This window comes from Bremerella volcania (genome assembly GCF_007748115.1).
In the GTDB taxonomy this organism is placed as follows: domain Bacteria; phylum Planctomycetota; class Planctomycetia; order Pirellulales; family Pirellulaceae; genus Bremerella; species Bremerella volcania.
On record NZ_CP036289.1, the window covers coordinates 2,427,096 to 2,449,800 of the forward strand.

The window sequence follows — 22,705 nt, forward strand, 5'->3', positions numbered from 1 at the left end:
ACTCGATTCCGACGGGAATCAAGCCTTACGAATGTTATCCCGCTGTTCGATCTTGCCCATCGCATTGCGCGTATCAATCACCAGCTTCGCGTGCTTCGCGATGAACTCCCAATCGTATTCCTTATGATTGGTGACGATCAGCACCGCGTCTGCTTCGGCTAGTGTATCGGCAGTCAGCTCGATGCTTTCTTTTTGGGAGAACTCGAAGCTCCGCATTGAAGGGAGCTTGGGAATGTACGGGTCGTTGTATTGGATCTGGGCCCCCAGCGGTTCCAAAAGCTCCATGATGGCAAACGCCGGGCTTTCGCGCGGGTCGTCGACGTTTGGCTTGTAGGCCACGCCCAGCATGAGAATCTTGCTGCCGCGGATTGGCTTTTGTTGGTCGTTCAGGGCCAGCATCAGCTTCTGGACGACGAACTGCGGCATGCTGGTGTTGATTTCGCCGGCCAGTTCGATGAAACGGGTCGGCATCCCTTGCTTGCGGGCCAGCCAACTAAGGTAGAACGGATCGATCGGAATGCAGTGCCCGCCGAGGCCGGGGCCGGGGTAAAAGGCCTGGAAGCCGAACGGCTTGGTCTTGGCCGCTTCGATCACTTCCCACAGGTCGAGATCCATGCGGTCAAACAGCACCTTCAGTTCGTTTACCAACGCGATGTTCACGGCTCGGTAGGTGTTTTCGAGGATCTTACAGGCCTCGGCCACTTCCAGGCTGCTGACCGGGATGATCTCGACGATCGCCTTTTCGTACAGCTCGCAGGCCAGCTGCAGGCTGTGGTGCTCGAGCCCGCCGATCACCTTGGGAATGTTCGCCGCGGAAAACTGAGGATTGCCGGGGTCTTCGCGTTCGGGACTATAGGCGACGAAGAAGTCGATGCCAGGTTCGAGGCCGCTCTTTTGCAAGATCGGCAGCACCACATCGCGCGTCGTGCCGGGATAGGTGGTGCTTTCCAGAACCACGAGCTGTCCCTTGCGTAGTGACTTACCAATGGCCTCTGCGGTTAGCTCCACGTACTTGAGGTCCGGATCGCGAGAACTGTCCAGCGGGGTCGGTACGCAGATGAGAAGGACGTCCGCCTCAGCCATCCGAGCGGTATCGCAAGTTGCCGAGAAACGTCCTATTTTAACATTTGAGGCAATCCACTCACTGGCAATGTGCTTAATGTAACTTTCGCCACGGTGAAGTTTTTCGACTTTGTTAGGATCGGTATCGAAGCCCAGGCACTGATAGCCGCAGTCGGCAAACGTTTTTACCAGCGGGAGACCGACATACCCCATTCCAATGACACCCACGACGGCAGACTGATCGGCGAGCTTCTGGCGGAGAGATTCGTAAGAATGCAGAACATTTTCGGCCATCGGCGTGTCTTTTCGAGTAAGCGTTACTAAAAGGAATAGGATCACGAACCAACCTGGGAACCATTTTCCCTTGAGGGAAAACATGCTTCCGGTAATACTGGTTCAAAGGCGTTGATTTGTGATTTCTTCAGGGCGACATCAAAATCATAACTGCGTCAAACAGAAAACTAAGATCGCACATAGGTTTAAGATTCGCCTATTGATATCGAACACGTTAATATAAATCGACGGGCGGATGCTCCGCTAGAATTGCGAGAGGCTCTCAAAATTGACAGTATGACTGATTCGACTCCCCCAAACTCGATGGATCGGCATTTTGAGGAAACTGTCGTTGCGCCCAGCAATTCAAGCGCCGAGAGTACGACCTCATCATCGCCGCATATCGCGTTGGTGGAAGGTTCGGCCAGTCCGCACTTCTCGCGCGTCACCCAGTCGCTGCTGCGGTATCGCCTGAGGGTTGCCACTTTCGTGATGTTCGGCATCTTTGCCGTTTATTTCGTGTGGCATGTCTACGAATATTTCTGGGTATCTAGTGTTGCACCGGAGAACCCCGTATTGCTAAGCATGCATGTCGGGCTTCTCTTGCTGTTGGGCACAACCGGGTATCTACTCTGCCCGCGGTGCGACGTCCGGAAGGGATTGCTCCGATCGCAAGAGATCGTCACGTTTGGTCTGCCCGCCATTTTTCTGTTGATGGTGGAGTATCAAACGATGCATGCTTGCGTCGATAAGAACAACATGATTGAAAATCCCGCGCCGGGTTGGATGTTGTTGATGTTCATCTATGCCCTGTTCATTCCCAATACGTGGCAGCGCGCAGCCATCGTCATCGGCGCCATGGTGGTCGCGCCGTTGGGGCTATTGGGACATGCTTGGATCAACGATGAGACTTGCTCCCTGATTATGTCCGACAACCCGCAAATCCTGGGTGAAGTTGGCTTGAAGATGATTCTCAGCGGCGCGGTCGCCGTGTTTGGCGTCTACACGATCAACGTCCTGCGAACCGAGGCGTTCCACGCGAAGCAACTTGGGCAATATCGTCTCAGTCGTAGCCTGGGTGCTGGCGGGATGGGCGAGGTCTTCCTGGCGCATCACTACCTGATGAAGCGGCCCTGTGCGATCAAGATCATTCGCCCCGAGAAAGCAGGTGACACAAACGTGCTGGCCCGCTTCGAGCGTGAAGTGCATGCGTCGTCGAAGCTCTCGCACTGGAACAATATCGACATTTACGACTATGGTCGCACCGAAGACGGCACCTTCTATTACGTGATGGAATACCTGCCGGGGCTGAACGTCTCGGACCTGGTCCATCGGTTCGGTCCGTTGCCGCCGGGACGCGTGATTCACCTGCTGCGTCAGGTATGCGACGCCCTGAACGAAGCCCATTCGCAGGGGATGATCCACCGCGACATCAAGCCCGCCAACGTCTTCGCCGCCAAGCGTGGCGGGTTTTTCGACGTGGCGAAGCTATTGGACTTCGGCCTGGCCAAGCCGATCGCTTCGACCGAAGATTCCAACCTGACGCAGGAAGGGATGATTACCGGTTCGCCGCTGTACATGTCTCCGGAGCAGGCCAGCGGTGAAAGCGAGCCTGATGCCCGTAGCGATATCTACTCGGTCGGCATCCTGGCGTATTTCATGCTGACCGGTCACGTTCCGTTCGAGTACGACCGGCCGATCAAGGTGATCATCGCCCACGCCCATGAATCGGTCGTTCCTCCGTCGGAGCATGTCCCATCGGTTCCGCACGATCTTGAAGCAATCGTGATGCGATGTCTGGCCAAGGAACCGGACGATCGGTATCAGTCGATCCTCGACATGGCCGATGCCCTGGATAAGTGCGAGTCGTCGGGCACCTGGAAACAGGCCGATGCCGTGCAGTGGTGGACCGAGAACGAATCGATCGCCGAGTGCCCTCAACCAGGGGAACAAGCTCAGCCGACCGATGAAACCCAAATCGCTACGATTCGCGGGTAAAGCTTCGTTCTGACCCGTGGATTGCAGGATCGGGACCCCTCTTGGGGGCTTGGTCTCCGGCCCCTCCCGTTTTCGCGATTTCCAGATATAATGCTGGCCTATCCCTATGCCCTGCCCTTTCACACGTTGGTAGTGGGGGGCGGCAAATCGAGCGGGTCTGATCTCGCTCGGTAATCTCTCAGTGGACCTAGCCAAAGCCGTTAGGGGAAAAGACGAATGATCGCGGAAAACGCCCCCCGTACCATGTTCCAGAAAATCTGGGACAACCACGTAGTCGACGCTGAACCTCACAAACAGGCCCTGCTGTACATCGACCTGCACCTGGTTCACGAAGTGACCAGCCCTCAAGCATTTGAAGGCCTGCGTCTGGCGGGTCGCAAGGTTCGCCGTCCTGAACTGACCAAGGCCACGCCTGACCATAACGTCCCCACCACGGATCGTTCGCTGCCGATCGTCGACGAGATCTCGAAGCAGCAGATCGATACCCTGCGTCAAAACTGCCAGGACTTCGGCGTTCAACTGTTCGACCTGAATGACGTCAAGCAAGGGGTCGTTCACGTCATCGGCCCCGAACTCGGTCTGACGCAGCCCGGCATGACCATCGTCTGCGGCGACAGCCACACGGCCACGCATGGTGCGTTCGGTGCCCTGGCGTTTGGGATCGGCACGAGCGAAGTCGAGCACGTGCTCGCCACGCAGACGCTCATTCAAACGGCCCCCAAGACGATGGAACTGCGCGTCAACGGCAAGCTGGCCCGGGGCGTGACGGCGAAAGACCTGGTGCTGTATCTGATCGGTCACCTGACCACCGCTGGCGGTACCGGCTACGTGCTGGAATACACCGGCGAAGCGGTCCGGGCACTGACCATGGAACAGCGGATGACCGTCTGTAACATGTCGATCGAAGCCGGTGCCCGCGCCGGTATGATCGCCCCGGACGAAACGACCTTCGAGTACATCCGCGGCCGCGAGTTCGCCCCGCAGGATATCGAAGCGGCGATCGAGCGTTGGAAGAATCTTCCTTCCGATCCTGGTGCGAAGTACGACAAGGTGCTCGAGTTCGACGCCAAGGACATCGCTCCGCAAGTGACCTGGGGCACTAACCCCGGCCAGGTTTGTGCCGTCGATAAACCCATCCCTGCCCCCGGCGATTTCGCCGACGCGACCGAACGCCGTTCGACCGAACTGGCCCTGGAGTACATGGACCTGAAAGCGGGCGAGCCGATGTCCCAGGTCAACATCGACCGCGTCTTCATCGGTTCGTGCACCAACGGCCGTATCGAAGACCTGCGTGCCGCGGCGAGCGTCGTCAAGGGGCACAAGAAAGCCGATCACGTCCACGCGATGGTCGTGCCTGGTAGTGGTCAGGTTCGCTTGCAGGCCCAGGAAGAAGGTCTCGACAAGATCTTCATCGAAGCCGGCTTTGAATGGCGGGAAGCTGGCTGCAGCATGTGCCTGGCGATGAACCCCGACAAACTGGAACCGGGCGAGCGCTGTGCATCGACCAGCAATCGTAACTTTGAAGGGCGTCAGGGACGTGGTGGCCGAACCCACCTGGTGAGCCCCGAAATGGCCGCCGCGGCTGGTGTCGCCGGGCATTTCGTCGACGTTCGTGAGTGGGACTTCAAGTAAGCCCTCGATCCAAAGCCAACGACCAACCCATTTTTAACAGTCCAATATCATGCAACCATTCGTCAAAGAGACCGGCGTTGTCGCCGTCATGGATCGGGCCAACGTGGACACCGATCAGATCATCCCCAAGCAGTTCTTGAAGCGGATCGAGCGAACGGGTTTCGGTCAGTTCCTGTTCTTCGATTGGCGTTTTATGGACGACGGCCAACTGCATCCCGACTTCGAGCTGAATCACCCCGCCGTGGCCGGGGCTTCGATCCTGGTCACGCGTCGTAACTTCGGCAGTGGTTCCAGCCGCGAGCATGCCGTTTGGGCGATCGACGACTACGGCATTCGCGCGGTCATCGCACCGAGCTTTGCCGACATCTTCTACAACAACTGCTTCAAGAACGGCGTGCTGCCAATCGCCTTAAGCGAAGAACAGGTCGAAGAGTTCTTCCAGCGATTTGCCAAGCACCCCGGCTACAAGCTGACGGTCGATCTGGAAGCCAAGAAGATCACCGACGCCCACGGCCTGGAAGTTTCATTCGAGGTCGACGAACACCGCCGTCACAAGCTGCTCAAAGGCCTGGACGACATCGCCAGCACGCTGGAACTAGAAGACAAGATCGCCGCCTACGAGCAGGCCAACGGCATCGGCGTTTAGGCAAGAGGCCTCTTTCGTCTCTCTCTTGTCCCCTCTCCACCGTCTGCGGGGGAGAGGGTTAGGGTGAGGGGGCATGAAGCCTGCATGAAGTGAACGCCCGCATTGTGTTCGTGAGTGATACGGAACTTTGACGGGCGACACGAGGTAATCTTCGCTCAATAAACCCTCACCCTGCGGGGGAGAGGGCACAAGAGGGGCGAACTTCGGTTCGCCTTTTTTATTCGCCTATGGTTGGAATCAGTTCGCTGGTCGGCGAAACTAGAACGCTAAGTCGCTTCATGAACATACCAACGAGGACTGTCATGCTTCACCGAGTTGCTCTGCCCTGGACGCTGGTTCTATTTCTGGCTGCTTCGGCCCAAGCTCAGATCAAGCCTGAGGTGATTCTGGATGGGCTCAAGTGCCCCAGTGGTGTCGCCGTTCAACCGGAGACCGGCACGGTATTCGTCGCCGAAACGGCCGCGTCGCAGATCATTCGCGTCGTCGATGGCAAAGCGGAAGTCGTCGTGAAAGATTTTCCTGCCGACGAATACGGCAAGGGTCCTGTTTATCAGATTGGTCCGCTGGGGCTCGCGTTTCTGGATAAGAATCGCCTGGTCGTTGGCGATGGCAGCCTGAAGGATGGCGAGGAAGTCGTTCGCATTTACGATGTGCCTGAGAGTGGCAAAGAAGCAATCTCGGCTGACGCCGGACAGAAGACCAATCCCTTGGCAGCCGAAGGAGACGTGCCAGGTGAAGGGAACTTCTACGCCGTGGCCGTCGATGCCAGCGACGTCTACACCACGGCCAACGGCGACGACAAAAAGGGATGGGTTGCTCGGGTGACGCTTGAGAAGGACAAGCTCGGCAAGCTCGAACGTTATATCGCCACCAAAGAGAGCGTCGACGTCGATGCCCCTGCCGCGATCACGATCAGCCCGCGACGTGAAGTGGTGGTTGGTCAGATGGGTGAGATCAATGATCAGAAGGACAGCCTGCTGACCTTCTACGATCAGAAGTCGAAGAGCCTGCTTTTGAGTTTGCCGGCCGAGATGTTCGACCTGGTGGGCCTGGCTTACAGCCCGAAGACCGGTCGCTTGTACGGAGTCGATTACAGCTGGGCCGATCCGAAGCAAGGAGGCCTCTACCGCCTGGACGCCGTACGCCGCGATGGGAAGCAAGTCGTGAAAGCGACCAAGCTGATCGACCTCGACCAACCCACCGCCCTGGCCTTTAATAACGAAGGTGAACTCTTCATCACCCTCTTCGGCAACGGCGACGGCAAAGACGAAAGCAAAACGCCAGCGACCGGCAAGCTGCTAAAGATCGGCGAAGGGCTGTAAGTAGCCCTGCCTTGCACCCTAAGGCGTTAGAAGTTTACCTGGTCGGTGAAGAGGTTGGGCTTATCGCTTAGGCGATAGAAATGCTTGTCAACGGCTTCGCCGAATTCCGATTCCAGTGCCTGCCAGTCCGTGGTGGGCAGCGGTAGAAACGCGAGGGTGTCGCTGCCGTTGGAATCGATGCAGAACCTGATTTCGTAGTCAGGCTTAAGTACCTGATTGATGGAGACCAGGGTGATGTGACGATCCCCTTCTCCGGTTTCCAGAGGTACCTTGATCCTTCGCTCTTGGTATTGCACGAAGAGTTCGAAGCCGGCTTCGTTGTCGGCGTCGAGTTCCTCGGCGGAAAGTTCGCCGGTTTGCAAGATCTCCTCGCAATACTCGACTAACACGTCGTCTTCCTCGCGCCAGTCGACCCAGAAGACGGTCTCTTCGTCGTCGAGCAGCGTCTGGATCGATTCGCTGTCGGAAGAACTCAATGCGTTTCTGATCAATTCGAGATTCATCGTCAAATGGTTCCGTTACAGATTCTACTTCGCGAATGTTCTTTGCCTGATCCAATCATCCAACGGAATTCTAAATCAGCGAAAAGCGATTCCGAAACCTCTTCGGTCTGTCTCGAATGAAGGGAAAGCTTGCTGGATACGAGCTCTACCTGGCATCTTCCAGCGTTTTCTCCAGATCGGTTTTCAGCGATCGCATGTAGGCTCGCCACTGGCCGTCGAGTGCCTGTTTGTCTTTGCCAAAGACCCGGTCGAATACCTTTTGCAATTCCTCTGGCTCGGCGTGGCCAGCCTTGGGGAGCTTGCCCAGTTCGCGGTAATAGGTAACCAACTTCACGAAATGTTTTTCCATGAGAAAGTGGGTTAGTGCCCACGACTGGCCGTACGCGTGTAGGGTCGTGAAATTGTTGGCCGAGCGCGTGAAGATCTGATCGGAAGCAATAAAGTCAATGTTGGATATCTGTCTCAGAGGAGCAAGTTCCCGATACCATCCCAGGCGTTCCGCGTTGACCGCGCCGATGCCACTCCAAGCCGCTTGCTTGGGGGCCTCGAAATACGTCGCCAGACCTTCGGCTGCCCAAATCGGAATGGGAGAATCGGCCGGCATCAAGCCTGTATTGGCGGCCAGTTGATGAGTCGCTTCGTGGCTGACTACCTCAATGTCGAGATTCTCACGCTTCACTTCAATCAGTAGGCTCAGTGTGTCGGCAAAGCGGATCACATCCGCCAGGCCACTAATCTTACGCCGGACGATCTCGTCCCGCTCGCTTTGAATTCTCTGGTTCAGAACGTTGAGCACTTCGAACGATTGGTCGGTTCCCTGGTCGTAGAAGACGGCCACATTATCGACGCGATGAAAGAAACCGGCCGCGGATGCCAGGTCGGGCCCCAGCAGATTCACAAACTGCAGATACTCGCTGTGCTCCGCGAAGAGAACCACCATCAGTAGTTTATCAGGCACGTCCAGTTCAACCCCTTCCAGGCAGAACTTCATCAGAAAGCTTTCGTAAACGGTTTCCAACAGCGCCAGGCGTTCCTCGGCACGCGTCCTTCCGGTCCGGTTGTCCTTTTTGTTGGAAGTATCATGCAACAAGAGAAAGTGCTTACTCCGCATGAATTTCATATCGGCGCGATTCTTGGTGAAGTCGCGCATGATCTTTTCCTGGGCCGGATCGATCGGCACCGGCTTGTCGATTTCCAGTTTCAATTCGACCAACTTCTTGACGCGGTCGTCATTCGGATCGATTTCCCAGGCCGCTTTACAGGCCTGGTAGAAGAGATCCAGCTTGCCGATCTTAAGCGCCTGACGTGCCGCGTCGAGACACTGGTTCAGATCGCCAGCGGACTTGGCCGTACTCAAATGGTTGGCAACTTGCGACTGAACGCTGCGGACTTTGAAGATCTTGACGTCCGAGGCGTTCATGAACAGATTGCCGAACGTGGGATGCCTGAAGGTGACGGTCGCCCCTGGGTTGACGGTGGCACGACCCTGGAGAATGAAGACCAAATTCGTTCCGGGCACGTTATAGAGAACAAGATCCGCAAAGACTTGGGATACGCAAGCAAATCCCAAGAGGAGTCCCAGGAGAATTCGAACGATCATGTCGACACGCGAGTAAGGAGAATAAGGATTAGCAGAAGAGACAGCGACATTATGCCTGGGATTGGCAGCGAGAGCAAAACCAGCTGGTTCAAATGCGATGAAAGAGCACTCCGGTCCCTTCTCCACTGTCTTCGCACCGAGAGGGTTAGGGGGCATGTCGCAGGTCAAGAAGTGTAGGCGATGCTTGTGTTCCCATCGCCGGGTGGCCCGGAGAGAAATCTCTCTGGGTCACTTAAGTCTTTCTTATCCGTGTTCATCCGTGTAATCCGTGGTTAGATCTCTTTCTTCCCGTCGTCGGTGCGATGCGTTTCGCTGCTCGCACCTTACGGATCTAGTTCGTTGAACCCACCGAGACTTCTTCCGTCTTGGTCACGGTGAAGCCGAGGTCTTCGAGCATCTTGTAGTCGTCTTCCGCGGTTTGGCCTGGCGTGGTGAGGTAGTCTCCCAGGAAGATCGAGTTCGCGGCGTACAGCCCCATCGGCTGCAGGGTTCGCAGGTGGATCTCGCGGCCGCCGGCGATACGCAGTTCGGCACTGGGATTGGCGAAGCGATAGACGGCCAGGATGCGCAGGCACTGGCGCGGGCTCAGGTCTTTGCCCAGGCCTTGAAGTGGCGTGCCGTCGATCGGGTTCAGGAAGTTGACTGGAATCGAGTGCACGCCCAGGTCGCGTAGTTCGAGGGCCATCTTCACCACGTCTTCGTCCGACTCGCCCATTCCCACGATGCCGCCGCTGCACATTTCGAGGCCGGCGTTTTTGACGGCGTTGAGCGTATCGATGCGGTCTTCGTACGTGTGGGTCGAGCAGATCTTCTGGTAGTACTCGGCACTGGTGTTCACGTTGTGGTTCACACGATCGACGCCGCAGGCCTTCAGGCGATCGGCTTGTTCGGGGCTCAACAGGCCCAGGCAGGCGCAGATCTTCAGGTCGTACTTTTCCTTGATCTCGGGAACGATCGTCTCGACGGCCTTCATCTCGCGTTCGTTCGGACCGCGAGCCGAAATCACGATGCAGTAGGTCTTCACGTCCCGCTGGGCGGCGATCTTGGCCCCTTCCATTAGCTTGTCGCGGCTGAGGAAGTTGTACTTGGGGATCTCGGCGTCCGAGACCTTCGACTGCGAACAGTAGCCGCAGTCTTCCGGACAGAGACCGCTTTTGGCATTCATCAACTGATACAGCTGGACCGTTTTGCCAAAGTGTTGGCGGCGTATCTTGAACGCGGCGGACATCACATCCAGTAGTTCGTCGTCGGACGAATGGAGGATCGAAAGACCTTCCTCCACGGTCAATTGATGACCACGCAAGACTTCTTCGGCCAAGGCGGACCACGATAGTGTCGACATTGACATCGGCGGCGTTCTCTTCTTTAACGGTCGAGTGGGGAAGCGTATTTTGGCCAGTTGGGCCAATCGCCCATTCTAAAACGGTTGGCGGTGAATTGTAAGGTGAGTGGCTGTCGACACTTGGCAAGAGTACAGTGATCGGCGAAAATGGGGGTAAGGAGACTATTTTGATACAAGAAACGGCCATTGGGCGCCATCATTTCGTTCGCGTCAGCGTGCTGGGGCATGTCGGTCGGTTTACGTCGGTCGATGCGATCGCCTATGATCGCGGCATGCGTGTCATCTGCCGCACCTCGCGCGGGCTCGAAGTAGGGGAAATCCTCGGTCCGGCCGGCGAATCGGAGCAAAACGATTCCGACGGCTCGATCGTCCGCGGCGTGACCGTCGAAGACGACCTGATCCTGGCTCGCTTGGAACGTAATCGTCAGGAAGCCTTCGCGGCCTGTGAGAAAGAACTAACCAATCGCGGCATCCACGTTCCCCTGCTCGAGGTCGAGCAGCTATTCGACGGTGGCTCGCTCTATTTCTACTTTCTGGGGGACGTTCCGGAGGAAGTGGCTCAGCTGACCAACCGCTTGGCCGAAACCTACAACGCGGCCGCCGGCATCAGCCAGTTCTCCGATTTGCTGCAGACCGGGTGTGGTCCCGGCTGCGGAACGGAAGAAAAAGCTGGCGGTTGCGGCGACGCCTGTACGAGCTGCGCGATTGCCGGGGCGTGTAAAAAGTAGCCTTAGCCATCTTCGCAGGGCGACGTGATGGGCTGTCTATTTGCCCAGAATTGATAGCACGCTCAGCATGCGATATGCGGGTACCCGCACTTGTGCAGCACGGCGAACAAACGCAAGTCGATGAAGCGTAAAGGGGATGAAGGCTTCCAGTGGTGCGGTGCATTCGTCAACTGGAGCCTGGCTCAGACGGGCATCGAAGGAACCCGCGACGCACTGCTCGACGAGGTCGACGGTCAATTTAAGATGCTTGGCGGAAATCAGAAGCCAGAGCACGGCAAGGGACCGCGATGCGTTTCATATCCACGCATCAACCTGAGTTCGGTCGCGGCTTATCGCATGCCGCGGGCGAACTAGTTGCTCGACAAATAAGACCGTTATTGGGGTTTGTAAGTCGACGAGGATAAGCGAACAAGCGAGGAGGGATGTTTGGGTGGGAAAGAGTTGGGAGGCAAACTATGGAATTGCGATGAATTCCGCATTTTCATTTTCTTCGGTCGGCCAACTTCGACGCAGCTCAATTTCAAAACTGTTATGTGCTGGGCCATCGCAGAGCACCCGGATGCGAATCGCGTTTTGCGGTTCGCGAGTCAACAACACCCGTCCTGTCGTGCCGAGATGATCCAGGCAATAGACCTCGCCTTGAAAGAGGTTCTCGTTGCGATCAGGCAAGTCATCGTCATGCTCCAGGATGATACCCAGCGCCCCTTCGGGACGCCCGTGCAGATGCAATTCGTACCATGGTTTTCCGCTGGGAGTAAACAATACGTACTTCTTATCTTTATCGGTCCATGCGCCCGCAAAGAGTGCGGTAGTTTCCGGCTGCTTGCTATCCCAGCCAATGATAGGGCCAAGTATCAATGAGGAGACGAAAAGAATTCCTACGAATGCCTTAAACGCGATGACCAAGTAGGCGCCAATGGCCGAGCCAACAGCACCCTCCATGATACGGCGCCAAAAAGGGTTTTTCGTAAGATACGAAAACACACCTGTTACAGGTTGAGAGAACCATTTCGTCCATCGCATAGTAGTCGTGTCCTATAGGATAGATGCCATTGTTAACGATTCGAGTGATTCGATAATGGCGTCGACTAGGACAGGCGAAGAAGCGGGGATGTACGCGGGTGTGAGCTGTTAAATCGTGTTCGGTATGGCCGCCGTCCACAACTATTTAACAACTCACGTAGTGCGCCACACACTGCCCGCGTTTTCCCCTCCCCCAGGCAGCCTAATCGCCCGCGGTAGGTAGACCAAATTTCACGAAGTGGAATATGAAACCTGGTCCAGGTTAAAAGGGACCGCAGGGAGAAACGCGAAGCAGAATTAGGCTCCTCCGCAATTCCACGAATGTGGCGAGTGGAATTGGGTGGCATCGCGCTGTTGATCAAGTAAAGGTTTTGGTTTCTATTGCTCTCGACCGAAGCCCACGGCGATTGCGCCATGATGGGTTATCTGCGACACTGAGGCAATGGCGGTCAGGCGATTTTGTGACGGAGGTTGTCGCGGCCTGATCCGGTGTTCTCAGGTGCCTTTCTCATGTCGTCACGTTCGCCTGTTTCCCTTCAAGAGTGCTTTGCCGATCTGACCGATCCGCGGACTCGCAAGGTGACTTATCCGTTAACGAATATCGTGACCATCGCGCTGTGTGCGGTGATGAGTGGGGCGGATGATTTTGTGGCTATCGCCGACTGGGCCGAGATGAAGAAGGAGTGGCTGGGTAAGTTCCTTGATTTGAGTTCCGGCATCCCTTCGCACGATCGCTTTAATGCGATCTTGGCTTCGCTGAATCCGGCTGAGTTTGAGAAGTGTTTGCTGACTTGGATCACCGCCTTACACGAAATCACCGACGGGCAGATCATCGCGATTGACGGCAAGACGCTGCGGCGGAGTTTCGACAAGGCCAGCAGCAAGGCGGCCATTCACATGGTCAGTGCCTGGGCGACTGCCAATCATGTGAGTCTCGGCCAGGTAGTAACCGACGCGAAGAGCAACGAGATCACCGCCATTCCCAAACTGCTTGAAATCGTCGAGGTTTCCGGCAGTTTAGTGACGATTGACGCTCAAGGTTGCCAACAGGACATCGCTCAGAAGATCGTCGACCAGGGAGCCGATTATTGCCTGGCCGTGAAGCGCAATCAGCCGACCCTCCACGATTCGATCGAAGATTTTTTTGTCGCGCAGCAGGAAAGCAATTTCAAGCGAGCCAAAGTACACCGTCACGAAACGCACGAGAAAGGGCATGGTCGCGAGGAGTCGCGTTCCTATTATATCTGCCCTGTGAACGACGAGATCATCACACGAGATCGTTGGTCGAACTTGAGGGCGATCGGGATGACGATCAATATCGTGAAGCAAGGCGGGAACGAGACGAGCGAGGTGCGATACTATATCCTGAGCAAGTACCTTTCCGGCAAGCGTTTCGCCGAGGCCGTTCGCGGTCATTGGGGCATTGAAAACAGCCTGCACTGGCAACTGGACGTGACGTTCGGTGAAGATCAATCTCGCATCCGCAAAGGGCACGCCGACGCCAACTTTAGCCTGCTACGAAGGACGAGCCTGAGCCTGCTGAAGAACAACAAGACAGCCAAGGTCGGCGTGAAGAACAAACGATTAAAATGCGGCTGGGGCGATGACTACCGCATGGAAGTCCTGCTGGGACGGTGAGTTATGGTGCAATCGCCGTGGACCGAAGCCCCGTAACCTACTAATAACACATCCGTGTGTGTATCTGTTTAACGGAAACTTGCCATGTCGTAGAAACCAGTGCACCGTCACACATCAACATATCTCGACCTGCGGCATTGATCTGGTATGAGGTTAAGGACCTCCTTGTGTTGATCGATTTAGGTAGGAGATGTGATTCTTGAGGAGTGTTAATCGAATCGTAAGCAAGAAATCCACACGGTCAATTGTCTTGTCTGTCGGAAATGAGGATGGCAAAGGTCAGGAATGTAGTTTACGAAAAGTCTGACTTTCCTAAATGTCGACTAATTCAAGAGATAGCCATTCGTTGATGTGAACGCGAAAAAATTTGGATTTTAAAAAGACAGTTGCTTCATCTTGTCTCCTCGACGAGTTGCGGGTCCGTTTTTTGGGTTACCCAGCGGCTCAGAGGTGGGGACGTGGGGCTCGTGTTCGCTTGAAGTGACTTCGATGATTGGAAACACGCGAGGAGGCTAGCAGTGGGCGGGTGCCTTGGTCATGTTCGACGCAGAGACTGGTTGGACTGTCAAAGATGACAAGCGAAATGAATGGACGCGTGTGATTCCGCCGTAAACAAACTCAGGCTCAGACTTTCAGCTTAATGGATTACGGAAAGTGAGCTGACTCGTTATGACGGATCAAACGTTGCCTTGATAACGCTGGCCAGGTCCAATAGCAGCTGATCCCCTGCCCCTTGGTACGATGCCCCATGCATGACGGCCAGCGTTTCTGGCTGCAGGTCGGCAAGTTTGCGAAGAACTCCTTCGGTCTGCGACGTGTACGGCATGTACCCGGCCAGCGGTCCTTGCTGAAGCAGTTGCATGCCCTGCTGGGTTGGCTCGATCAGCGATTCGCTGGTGATCGCCGCGCAATCACCAAAGTGATGAAACAGGTCCGAGCAGAAGAGCGTTTTGGTCGTCTCTTCAAACAACACGCCGGCATCCCAGCCGTGCGGAATGTGAGGAGACCGATAGAACCGATAACGATACTTGCCCGTTTCTAGGACATCGTCCGGCGTCATGCCGCGGGCCGGGCGATCGGAGAAATCGTCGACGCTTACCAGCTTGCCGACCAGCGTACAGACCGGCTCGGCATGGGGGGCGACTTTAAGCCACTCGTTCAGGGCACCGCATTCGTCCGACTCGAAGTGGCTCCAGGCGATGTAGCGGAGCGACTTCGGATCGATGATCTTCGCCACGGCTTCTTGAAGTGCCGGAAACATGGCCTTCAGCCCGGTATGAAACAAAAGCGGCTCGTCGTCCTGCACGAGGAAGTGATTGAACTGCATGTTCAACTGCGGAACGAACACCGATAGGCGAAACAGATCTGGGGCAATTTCCGTGATGTTGGCCATGGTAGATGGGATCCAGGCATGATTGATTGGATTTTCTCCACGTTGTATCGCATGCGTTGACCCGGGGGAAGCTCGTTTCCATCGCCCCCAGGATCGCGGAAACTTTCAGAGGTTTGACGTTCTAGGGTCGTGGGCGTATGCTTGGCGTCGCATCGATTATCGCAATATGTGTTTCACCGGGGCAAACGCCATGGCCAAGGGAATTTTCACGCAAGGTGTTTGTGTTTTGCTCGAGCGACCGATCTCGATCGAAGAGGTTGCGCTAGTTTTGAGCGACTTCGAGTTGCTCGGAACGCGTGAGGAAAGCGAACAGTGGGCGATGGGGGGCCCCAGTGCGTTGGTCATGTTCGACGAAGAATCGGGCGGCACGGTCACGGTGGATACGGTCGATCATGTCTGGCCCGATGACATGGGGGATCCTCAAACCGAGTTCATGGTGTTTGGAGCCTGGTCGATGGGGCACTTCGGACCGTTCGCCTACCCCGGAGGTCTGGAACGTGCGATGCAGCAGTCGTGGGCGTGGAAAGAAGCCCCCGAGGTGGTCGAGCGACACCAGGCATTTCTTCGCATCCGCACCAGCTATGTCATCGGTCAAGGGGAAGATGCCAAGTGCCTGCCGGAAGAGTACGACCCTACCGCCGAGTTGCAATTCAGCATGAAGATCGTTCAGGCACTGCTCAGTTTGGACGGGGCGCTGTGCTACTTCAATCCCAACGGAGAAGTCCTGCTAGACGAAGACAACTTCCGTTCCAGTTTGAACTACGGCTGGGCCAACGAACTGTTGCCGCTGGATGTCTGGTCGAACGTTCGCTTGTTCAACATCGACGAGACGTGGGCGCTAATGGATACGGTTGGTAACTGGCAACTGGAGATCCCCGATATCGAGGCCTGCTTCGTCGTCGACGATTACGAAGTGAACGAAGTCGCGAACTTTCTGCGGAACGCCTCGAATTACCTCGTCCAAAGCGGGGCGATCATTAACGACGGCGAAACGATGGATGGCCCCGGCGACATCCGCTGGCAGGCCGTCCAGTTCGAGAACGGCATCTGCGATCCCCCGCGCGAGACTCTCCGCTTCGTGCCGATGGACGATCATGAAATACCAAAACTGGTACAAGAGACGGGACGGGCCGAAGAGGATGCAGCAGAAGAAGATCAAGCCGACGACGAACTTTCCGGCGATTGAACGCGGATATCCTTCAAGTCGTGCATGAATCGCAGCTTTTCGATCACTGGCTTGTTGAAGACTTCCGGCACGAGATCCAGCAGGCCAATGTCGCGGTTGAACTCGTTGGCCATGACGCCGATTTCGCGATACGCTTTCAGCCAGGCATCGAAGTCGTCGGGCGGGACGTCGGCGTTGATCCGCGGAAAGGCCTGAGCCGTGCAGACAATCGAGGTCATGTCCAGGTAGGCCGCAAAGCTCTCGGCGAAGTCTTCCCACGGATGCATGCTGGCGTAGGCGGATATGAACTGCGACTGCCAATTAGGTTTTGGACCGTTGGCGTAGTATGCCGACTGAGCTTCAGGATACGTGGGATTCTCTTCGTTGCCGAATAACTGGCGAAAGGCCTCCAATTTCGACGGCTCGACGAGCATGTCCCAGTAATAGTGCCCAAGTTCGTGGCGGAAATGCCCGATTAGCGTTCGTTGGGGTTCGCCGAACTCGACGCGCGTTTGTTCGCGCTTGACGCTGTCGGCTTCCTTCAAATTGATGGTGATCAGTCCGCACGCATGCCCGGTGGAAACCGGCTGAGTATCGTCTTCTTTGAACTCGAACTTGAGGGGCAGGAAATCATTGCGGCTCGGATCGCCGATCGGAAGCCCGATCGTTTCGACCCCATAGAGCACGCGCCGTTTGGCGGCTTCCAGGCGGCGCCACTTCACCAGGTTGCCTTCGATCGACAGATCAGGGATCACCTGGTTCAGTCGACAGTAGGTGCAAAATGCCTGATCCTCTACTTCGCTGGCCACCGTGCAATTGCAGGCCTCGTAATCGATGCGATTCTGGCAAAGTTTCAGCTTCTGCCCGCATGCCTGGTTGCTACACTGCCAGGCGTCATCCCCGAGCGATTTCAAAGCGGTCACCTCTCGGCACGTCGGACACATGCCGACGGTTTCTTTGCAGGAGACGCAGTGGGAGCTTCCAAAGAACAACTTATGTCCGCATTGGCAGCGAAAGGTTTTCATCGGAGGGTGACCTGAATGTTAGTGACGGGAAATGGATCGGTGGTTGGACCGATCATAGTGCAATTGTCGGACCTATTTTCAGCCAGGACATGCCATTTCTGCCCAGCCGCGGATCGCAGGGACCTCCCCGGATGGGGTCCCTTGTGGCGAAATGCGGGGTTCAGGGGGTTATCGTTTTGAGAATTCCCTCCCCCTTTCCTGCGGATTTGCGAATGTAAGGGCGGGTCCCCTACCCCAAAATCAGGTGAATCTGATAGGATTTCCGGTTCTTGGACGGGAAGATTAGGCCTGCCTTAATAAGCACAAATCAGTATGCGACGCGACGACCTACGAAACATTGTCATCATTGCCCACGTTGACCATGGCAAAACGACCTTGGTGGACTGCCTGCTGCACCAGAGCGGCCAGTTCCGGGCAAGCCAGCTTTCGAGCGAGCGAATTCTCGACTCGAACGACCTGGAAAAGGAACGCGGTATCACGATCTTGGCGAAGAACATCGCCCTGCCCTATGAAGGGGTGAAGATCAATATCGTCGATACGCCTGGGCACGCGGACTTCGGTGGTGAAGTCGAACGCGTGTTGAGCATGGCCGACGGTGCCGTCGTGCTGGTGGACGCGGCCGAAGGCCCCATGCCGCAGACTCGGTTCGTGCTTTCCAAGGCATTGGAATGCGGACTGAAGCCGATCGTGCTGATCAACAAGATCGACAAGCCCGATGCCCGTCCGCATGAAGTGGTCGACGAAGTGCTCGACCTGTTCCTTTCGCTGGGCGCCACCGACGACATTGCCGAGTTCCCTTACCTGTTCGCCAGTGCCAAAGCGGGCTTCGCGTCCCCCGATCCGGAAGTTCGCGAAGGGGATATGCGTCCACTGTTGGACCTCGTGCTGAAACACATTCCCGGTCCCGACGTGAACCCGGATGAACCGCTGCAGATGCGCGTCACGACGCTCGACTGGTCCGAATATACCGGGCGAATCGCGATCGGCCGCATCAAGTCAGGCAAGATCAAGAAGGGGCAGTCGGTCATGATCTCGAAGGCGGACGATACCTTCGAGCGCGGAAGAGTCGTGGCCTTGCATGAATTTCAAAACCTCGGCCGCGTCGAAGTGGAAGAAGCCGGCGCCGGTGACATCATCGCCGTGACCGGCCTGGAAGATATCGACATCGGCGACACGATCTGTGCCGTCGACAAGCCGACCCCACTGCCGCGCGTGGCGGTCGACGCTCCGACGCTCGAGATGATGTTTACCATCAATACATCTCCACTGCTTGGAAAAGACGGCAAGTACGTCACCTCGCGTAACCTGCGAGATCGCCTGGAGAAGGAACTGGAACGCAACGTCGCGCTGCGAGTTCGCCCAGGCGAGTCAGGCGACAGTTTCCTGGTCAGCGGCCGCGGCGTGCTGCACCTGGCCGTGCTCATCGAAACGATGCGCCGCGAAGGATACGAACTGGCGGTTGGGAAGCCTCAGGTGATCATGCGTGACAACAACGGCGTGAAGGAAGAGCCGTACGAACAACTGGTGATCGAGGTGCCATCGGAAAAGATGGGCCCCGTCATGGAACTGGTGGGCGAACGTCGCGGCGAGCTGGTCGAAATGCAGCCGCGCGGCGACTACAGCCAGGTGATCTTCACGATTCCCTCGCGTGGTTTGATCGGTTTGCGAACCAAACTGCTCAACGCGACGCAAGGGGAAGCGATCGTCAATCACCGCTTTGAATCATACCGACCCGTCTCCGGCGACGTGCCACGTCGAGCCAACGGAGCGATGATCTCCATGGTTTCCGGCAAGGCGGTTGGCTTCGCTCTGTTTGCCTTGCAGGAACGCTCGGACATGTTCGTGCGTCACGGCGACGAAGTGTACGAAGGGATGATCGTCGGCGAGAACTCGCGTAGCGACGACCTGACCGTGAACCCCACGAAGGAAAAGAAGCTGACCAACATGCGGGCCTCAGGCTCGGACGAAAACATCGTGCTTCGTCCGCCCAGAGACATGAGCCTGGAAGTCGCCCTCGAGTACATCGAGGACGACGAGTTGGTCGAGGTCACTCCGAATCACATCCGTCTGCGAAAGATCCTGCTGAAAGAAGCGGATCGACGTCGTCAGAGCCGGAAGTAAACGAAGCGTCAGGCTAAATGCGGCCTGGGGGGCGATTCTCTTTCCCTTTCACCTTCTGGTGTGAGTCCCCCAGCTTTTCGCGGATGCCATCGGCCAGTTTTTGGAGTCGCTGCACAACGTCCGGATGCTCTTCCAGGACGTTGTTCTGCTCGCCAACGTCCGACTCCAGGTCGAACAAGGCCAGTGGCGTGGTCGCGCTGGAGTAATTGGCCGGGATACCGCCGGTGCCCCCTGGCTTGCCTGCCATGGTGCGATACTCGTGCGGGAAGACGAGCTTCCACTTGCCGCTGCGGACCGCTTTCAAGCCGGTTCCATAATAGAAGTAGTACGCCTCGTGCGGCGACTGGGCTCCTTCCGTGCCGGCCATCAGGGGCCAGATGTCCTTGCCATCGATCGGCTTCTCAGGCAGTTCGGCTCCGATCAACTTGGCCACGGTCGGGAAGATGTCGATCGTCATCGCTGGGGTGTTACAGTACGTGCCAGCCGGAATGTGGCCTGGCCAACGCATGATGGTCGGCTCGCGGCAGCCCCCTTCCCACATGGTCCCCTTCCCTTCTCGCAGCGGCCCGGCGCTGCCCGCGTGATCGCCATACGAGAGCCAAGGTCCATTGTCGGAGGTGAAGATCACCAGCGTGTTGTCGTCGATCTTGTTTCGCTTGAGCGCTTCCAGAATTTGACCGACCGACCAATCGACCTCCATGACGACGTCTCCAAACAACCCGGCCCCTGACTTCCCTTTGAACTTGTCGGAAACGTACAGCGGCACGTGCACCATGCTGTGCGGCACATACAGAAAGAACGGCTTGTCCTTGTTCTTGTCGATAAATGCGACGGCGTGCTCGGTGTACTGCGTGGTCAACTGCTCTTGGGCTTTGCCATCGACCTTCGGATTGACGACCTTGTTTCCGTCGTACAGCGGAAGGTGCGGCCAACGCTTCAGGCGATCTTCTTCCGAAAGATGCCGCACGCCAGGATGGTAAGGCCACATGTCGTTCGAGTAAGGCAGCCCGAAGTATTCATCGAACCCATTTTGCAGCGGCAGGAAGGGGGCTTTGTCCCCCAGGTGCCACTTGCCGAAGCACGCCGTGGCGTAACCTTTCTCCTTGCAAAGTTCGGCCAGGGTCATCTCCTCCGGGTTGATCCCAATCTTGGAGTTCGGCCCCAATGCCCCCTGAATACCAACCCGAACGTTATAACACCCCGTCATCAGCCCCGCGCGCGAAGCGGAACAGACTGCCTGGGTGACGTAGAAGTCAGTAAACGTCCTACCTTCGGCCGCCATCTTATCGAGATTGGGAGTCTTGTAGGCCTTGGCCCCGAATGGGCCGATATCGGCATAGCCCATGTCGTCGATGAAGATGACGACGATGTTAGGCGGAGTGTCGGCCGCATAGATTGACGACGTCAATGCAGCGCAGCTGGCCAATGTCAGGGCGCCAATAAGTAGGAATCGCAGCATGAGAAGGTCGCTCGTCGGGTGGGAATTGGGTTAAGGGAGAGTACTAGAATGATAACTTGGGCTTCTGGGTGCTGCAAACCTGTACGCGCTCTCCGTATCCGACTCCTTACGCCGTGGGAAGGAGTTCCTGGCGGAAGAACGGTTGAAGCAATTGCGGCTGCGTTTGTTTCGGCATTTGCGCTGCGGTCTCACCGGGTAGTGATTGGGAGTTGTCGCGACTGGACTGCGACAAAAACTGTTGCGCATAATGCAAGACAATACCTATTGTTACCTATTGTTTCGTGAAGTTCTCACCGTGATGACCTCAGAAGCATGCAGGTACTGATCTCGTAACCAACTCCCAGGCAGCTATTGAACCTCGGAGATTGTGCGGCAGTAAGGCGTTTGATAACTATTACGCTACTACGGTCCCTCATGGAGATTGGGAATTCTTTGTTTTCTGATAGACCCAGCGCGAGTTCTATTTGATTGTGCGTTACTGGTCCGTTATCACTGTCTTTTCTGTCGGGCGCCAGGCTGGATTTAGCTCCCTGGTAGCAGCGGGTGTGTCAACGTAAGTTCTTGCAGCAAATGGGTGTTGCTTTCATGTCTCAGCATTACACAGGACCACAGCTAGGCGAGATCCAAAAGGCAATTAACTCAGCCGGTAGCATTGTCCAGATCGGGCACGTCTTGAGTTATAAGCTCAACGATCAACTCCAGAATCATGATCACGGTAATGGCGCTGCCGATACGCTTTTTAATTTGCTGCATAACTACAATTGCAATTTTGATGTCGATTCGATTGTATTGGCGATGCTTGAGAAAGCTCCCAATAACAAGAATCTCTTAGACGTTGCCTGGAAACATAATATTGTGAACCGACCCCCAGGTTCGCAGGGAAAGCGGGCCCCGGACGACGACTCGCTGCAGCGTTTGTTGGATCCCAAGCGAGGCTTTACTGATCCGGTCGAGTTTTATCTCCGCTGGGGAAAACTTTTAAGCCAGGTCTGCCGTATTGAGGTACCCACGAGTGATGGTGACGTCATGGGCTCGGGGCTGTTGGTTGGCAATGAAACCGTGATCACGAACTATCATGTGATGCACGACGTTATCAACGAAACACGAGGTGCCAAACGCGACAAGGTTCGAGTTCTCTTTGATGAACATCCCAAAATGGTCAATAGGGCGAATTTTCAAGGTAAGAAGTTTTCCCTTGTGAACAACGATTCGTGGCTCATCGATTCGAGTCCTTATGATGAAGCGGACCTGCAACTGAAAACGCTGACTGAGAACTGCCAGATCGAGCGTCCCTCAGATCACCTCGATTATGCCCTTCTGCGGATCGACGGCAGTCCCGGTTCGCAGAAGATTCTGGATCATGAAGTTGCTGGTGGCGAAGACCGTGGCTACTGCCCCTTCCCCGCCGATCCCGCAGCAACGTTCGCCGACGATTTCGACCCGCAGGACGCCTGGATTCACGTATTTCAATATCCCAACGGCGAGTCACTTCAAATGGACTCGAACAAACCAGGCGTCACCGGTATCGATCGAAACAAGACACGCATCATGCATAGCGTCAATGCGCTGCCAGGGTCCTCCGGTGCCCCGTTATTTAACGCCAAACTGGAACTCATCGGGATTCATCAAGCAGGTGCCAAGGATTGGCCAGCGGACAAGGAGATGCTTTACAATCAGGGAATTCCGATCGCGGCGGTTCGAGAGTTGCTGGTGTCTCGTAATAAGCTGGACCAGATCAAGTAGCCGAGTTGTGTTGTTGCTGAACTGAAAGAGAT

At 56.1% G+C, this 22,705-nt stretch carries 18 protein-coding genes; 10 read left to right on the plus strand and 8 right to left on the minus strand.

Annotation, left to right across the window (positions count from 1 at the left end; translation table 11 throughout):
• Positions 1–18 precede the first annotated feature (18 nt).
• On the minus strand, positions 19–1,356 hold the full coding sequence (locus Pan97_RS09940; protein WP_144972101.1) for a nucleotide sugar dehydrogenase: 1,338 nt from the start codon (positions 1,354–1,356) through the stop codon (positions 19–21).
• Positions 1,357–1,632: 276 nt separating this feature from the next.
• On the opposite strand from Pan97_RS09940, the gene Pan97_RS09945 reads away from it, so the two are divergent.
• The 4 genes from Pan97_RS09945 (at position 1,633) to Pan97_RS09960 (ending at position 6,933) form a co-directional block, all read left to right on the plus strand.
• Entirely contained in the window at positions 1,633–3,333 is a 1,701-nt protein-coding gene (locus Pan97_RS09945; protein ID WP_144972103.1) for a serine/threonine protein kinase, read from the plus strand.
• 216 nt (positions 3,334–3,549) lie between these two features.
• Complete coding sequence (leuC, locus tag Pan97_RS09950) at positions 3,550–4,965, plus strand: 3-isopropylmalate dehydratase large subunit (RefSeq protein WP_144972105.1); 1,416 nt, start codon at positions 3,550–3,552, stop codon at positions 4,963–4,965.
• 49 nt (positions 4,966–5,014) lie between these two features.
• Positions 5,015–5,611: a 3-isopropylmalate dehydratase small subunit gene (leuD, locus tag Pan97_RS09955; protein ID WP_144972107.1), complete on the plus strand. Its 597-nt coding sequence runs from the start codon at positions 5,015–5,017 to the stop codon at positions 5,609–5,611.
• A gap of 302 nt (positions 5,612–5,913) precedes the next feature.
• The gene (locus Pan97_RS09960; protein ID WP_144972109.1) at positions 5,914–6,933 is read left to right on the plus strand and encodes an NHL repeat-containing protein; all 1,020 of its coding nucleotides are present in this window, start codon (positions 5,914–5,916) and stop codon (positions 6,931–6,933) included.
• Positions 6,934–6,959: 26 nt separating this feature from the next.
• Here Pan97_RS09960 and Pan97_RS09965 read toward each other — a convergent pair whose 3' ends face one another.
• The 3 genes from Pan97_RS09965 to bioB all read right to left on the minus strand — a co-directional run bounded on the left by Pan97_RS09965 (position 6,960) and on the right by bioB (position 10,384).
• Positions 6,960–7,436 (minus strand): hypothetical protein, encoded by a 477-nt coding sequence (locus tag Pan97_RS09965; protein WP_144972110.1) that lies wholly within the window; start codon positions 7,434–7,436, stop codon positions 6,960–6,962.
• Positions 7,437–7,581: 145 nt separating this feature from the next.
• Positions 7,582–8,940, minus strand: a complete 1,359-nt coding sequence (locus Pan97_RS09970) for a DUF1570 domain-containing protein (protein ID WP_165698684.1) — start codon at positions 8,938–8,940, stop codon at positions 7,582–7,584.
• Between the two features lie 427 nt (positions 8,941–9,367).
• Positions 9,368–10,384 (minus strand): biotin synthase BioB, encoded by a 1,017-nt coding sequence (gene bioB, locus Pan97_RS09975; protein ID WP_206668924.1) that lies wholly within the window; start codon positions 10,382–10,384, stop codon positions 9,368–9,370.
• A gap of 161 nt (positions 10,385–10,545) precedes the next feature.
• Here bioB and Pan97_RS09980 point away from each other — a divergent pair, with 161 nt between their 5' ends.
• Entirely contained in the window at positions 10,546–11,106 is a 561-nt protein-coding gene (locus Pan97_RS09980) for a PSP1 C-terminal domain-containing protein (protein WP_144972114.1), read from the plus strand.
• Between the two features lie 120 nt (positions 11,107–11,226).
• Entirely contained in the window at positions 11,227–11,460 is a 234-nt protein-coding gene (locus Pan97_RS09985; RefSeq protein ID WP_144972116.1) for a hypothetical protein, read from the plus strand.
• 99 nt (positions 11,461–11,559) lie between these two features.
• Here the strand turns inward: Pan97_RS09985 and Pan97_RS09990 are convergent, their stop codons facing one another.
• Positions 11,560–12,129 carry a hypothetical protein gene (locus Pan97_RS09990; protein WP_144972118.1) on the minus strand — a complete coding sequence of 190 codons (570 nt, stop codon included), beginning with the start codon at positions 12,127–12,129 and terminating at the stop codon, positions 11,560–11,562.
• A gap of 510 nt (positions 12,130–12,639) precedes the next feature.
• Between Pan97_RS09990 and Pan97_RS09995 the strand changes: the two genes are divergently transcribed.
• The gene (locus Pan97_RS09995; protein ID WP_144970136.1) at positions 12,640–13,767 is read left to right on the plus strand and encodes an ISAs1 family transposase; all 1,128 of its coding nucleotides are present in this window, start codon (positions 12,640–12,642) and stop codon (positions 13,765–13,767) included.
• A 667-nt stretch (positions 13,768–14,434) separates the two neighbouring features.
• Here Pan97_RS09995 and Pan97_RS10000 read toward each other — a convergent pair.
• Entirely contained in the window at positions 14,435–15,160 is a 726-nt protein-coding gene (locus Pan97_RS10000; RefSeq protein ID WP_144972120.1) for an oxygen-binding di-iron domain-containing protein, read from the minus strand.
• A gap of 190 nt (positions 15,161–15,350) precedes the next feature.
• Here Pan97_RS10000 and Pan97_RS10005 point away from each other — a divergent pair, with 190 nt between their 5' ends.
• Positions 15,351–16,346 (plus strand): DUF4261 domain-containing protein, encoded by a 996-nt coding sequence (locus Pan97_RS10005; RefSeq protein WP_165698685.1) that lies wholly within the window; start codon positions 15,351–15,353, stop codon positions 16,344–16,346.
• Here Pan97_RS10005 and Pan97_RS10010 read toward each other — a convergent pair.
• Positions 16,316–17,350: a zinc-binding metallopeptidase family protein gene (locus Pan97_RS10010; protein WP_144972124.1), complete on the minus strand. Its 1,035-nt coding sequence runs from the start codon at positions 17,348–17,350 to the stop codon at positions 16,316–16,318. The two genes, Pan97_RS10005 and Pan97_RS10010, sit on opposite strands and share 31 nt — an antisense overlap.
• 312 nt (positions 17,351–17,662) lie before the next feature.
• Between Pan97_RS10010 and typA the strand changes: the two genes are divergently transcribed.
• Positions 17,663–19,471, plus strand: a complete 1,809-nt coding sequence (gene typA, locus Pan97_RS10015; protein WP_144972126.1) for a translational GTPase TypA — start codon at positions 17,663–17,665, stop codon at positions 19,469–19,471.
• Positions 19,472–19,484: 13 nt separating this feature from the next.
• On the opposite strand, the gene Pan97_RS10020 is transcribed toward typA, so the two are convergent.
• Positions 19,485–20,930: a sulfatase family protein gene (locus tag Pan97_RS10020; protein WP_144972128.1), complete on the minus strand. Its 1,446-nt coding sequence runs from the start codon at positions 20,928–20,930 to the stop codon at positions 19,485–19,487.
• Between the two features lie 585 nt (positions 20,931–21,515).
• Here Pan97_RS10020 and Pan97_RS10025 point away from each other — a divergent pair.
• Positions 21,516–22,673 (plus strand): trypsin-like serine peptidase, encoded by a 1,158-nt coding sequence (locus Pan97_RS10025; RefSeq protein WP_165698686.1) that lies wholly within the window; start codon positions 21,516–21,518, stop codon positions 22,671–22,673.
• Positions 22,674–22,705 lie beyond the last annotated feature (32 nt).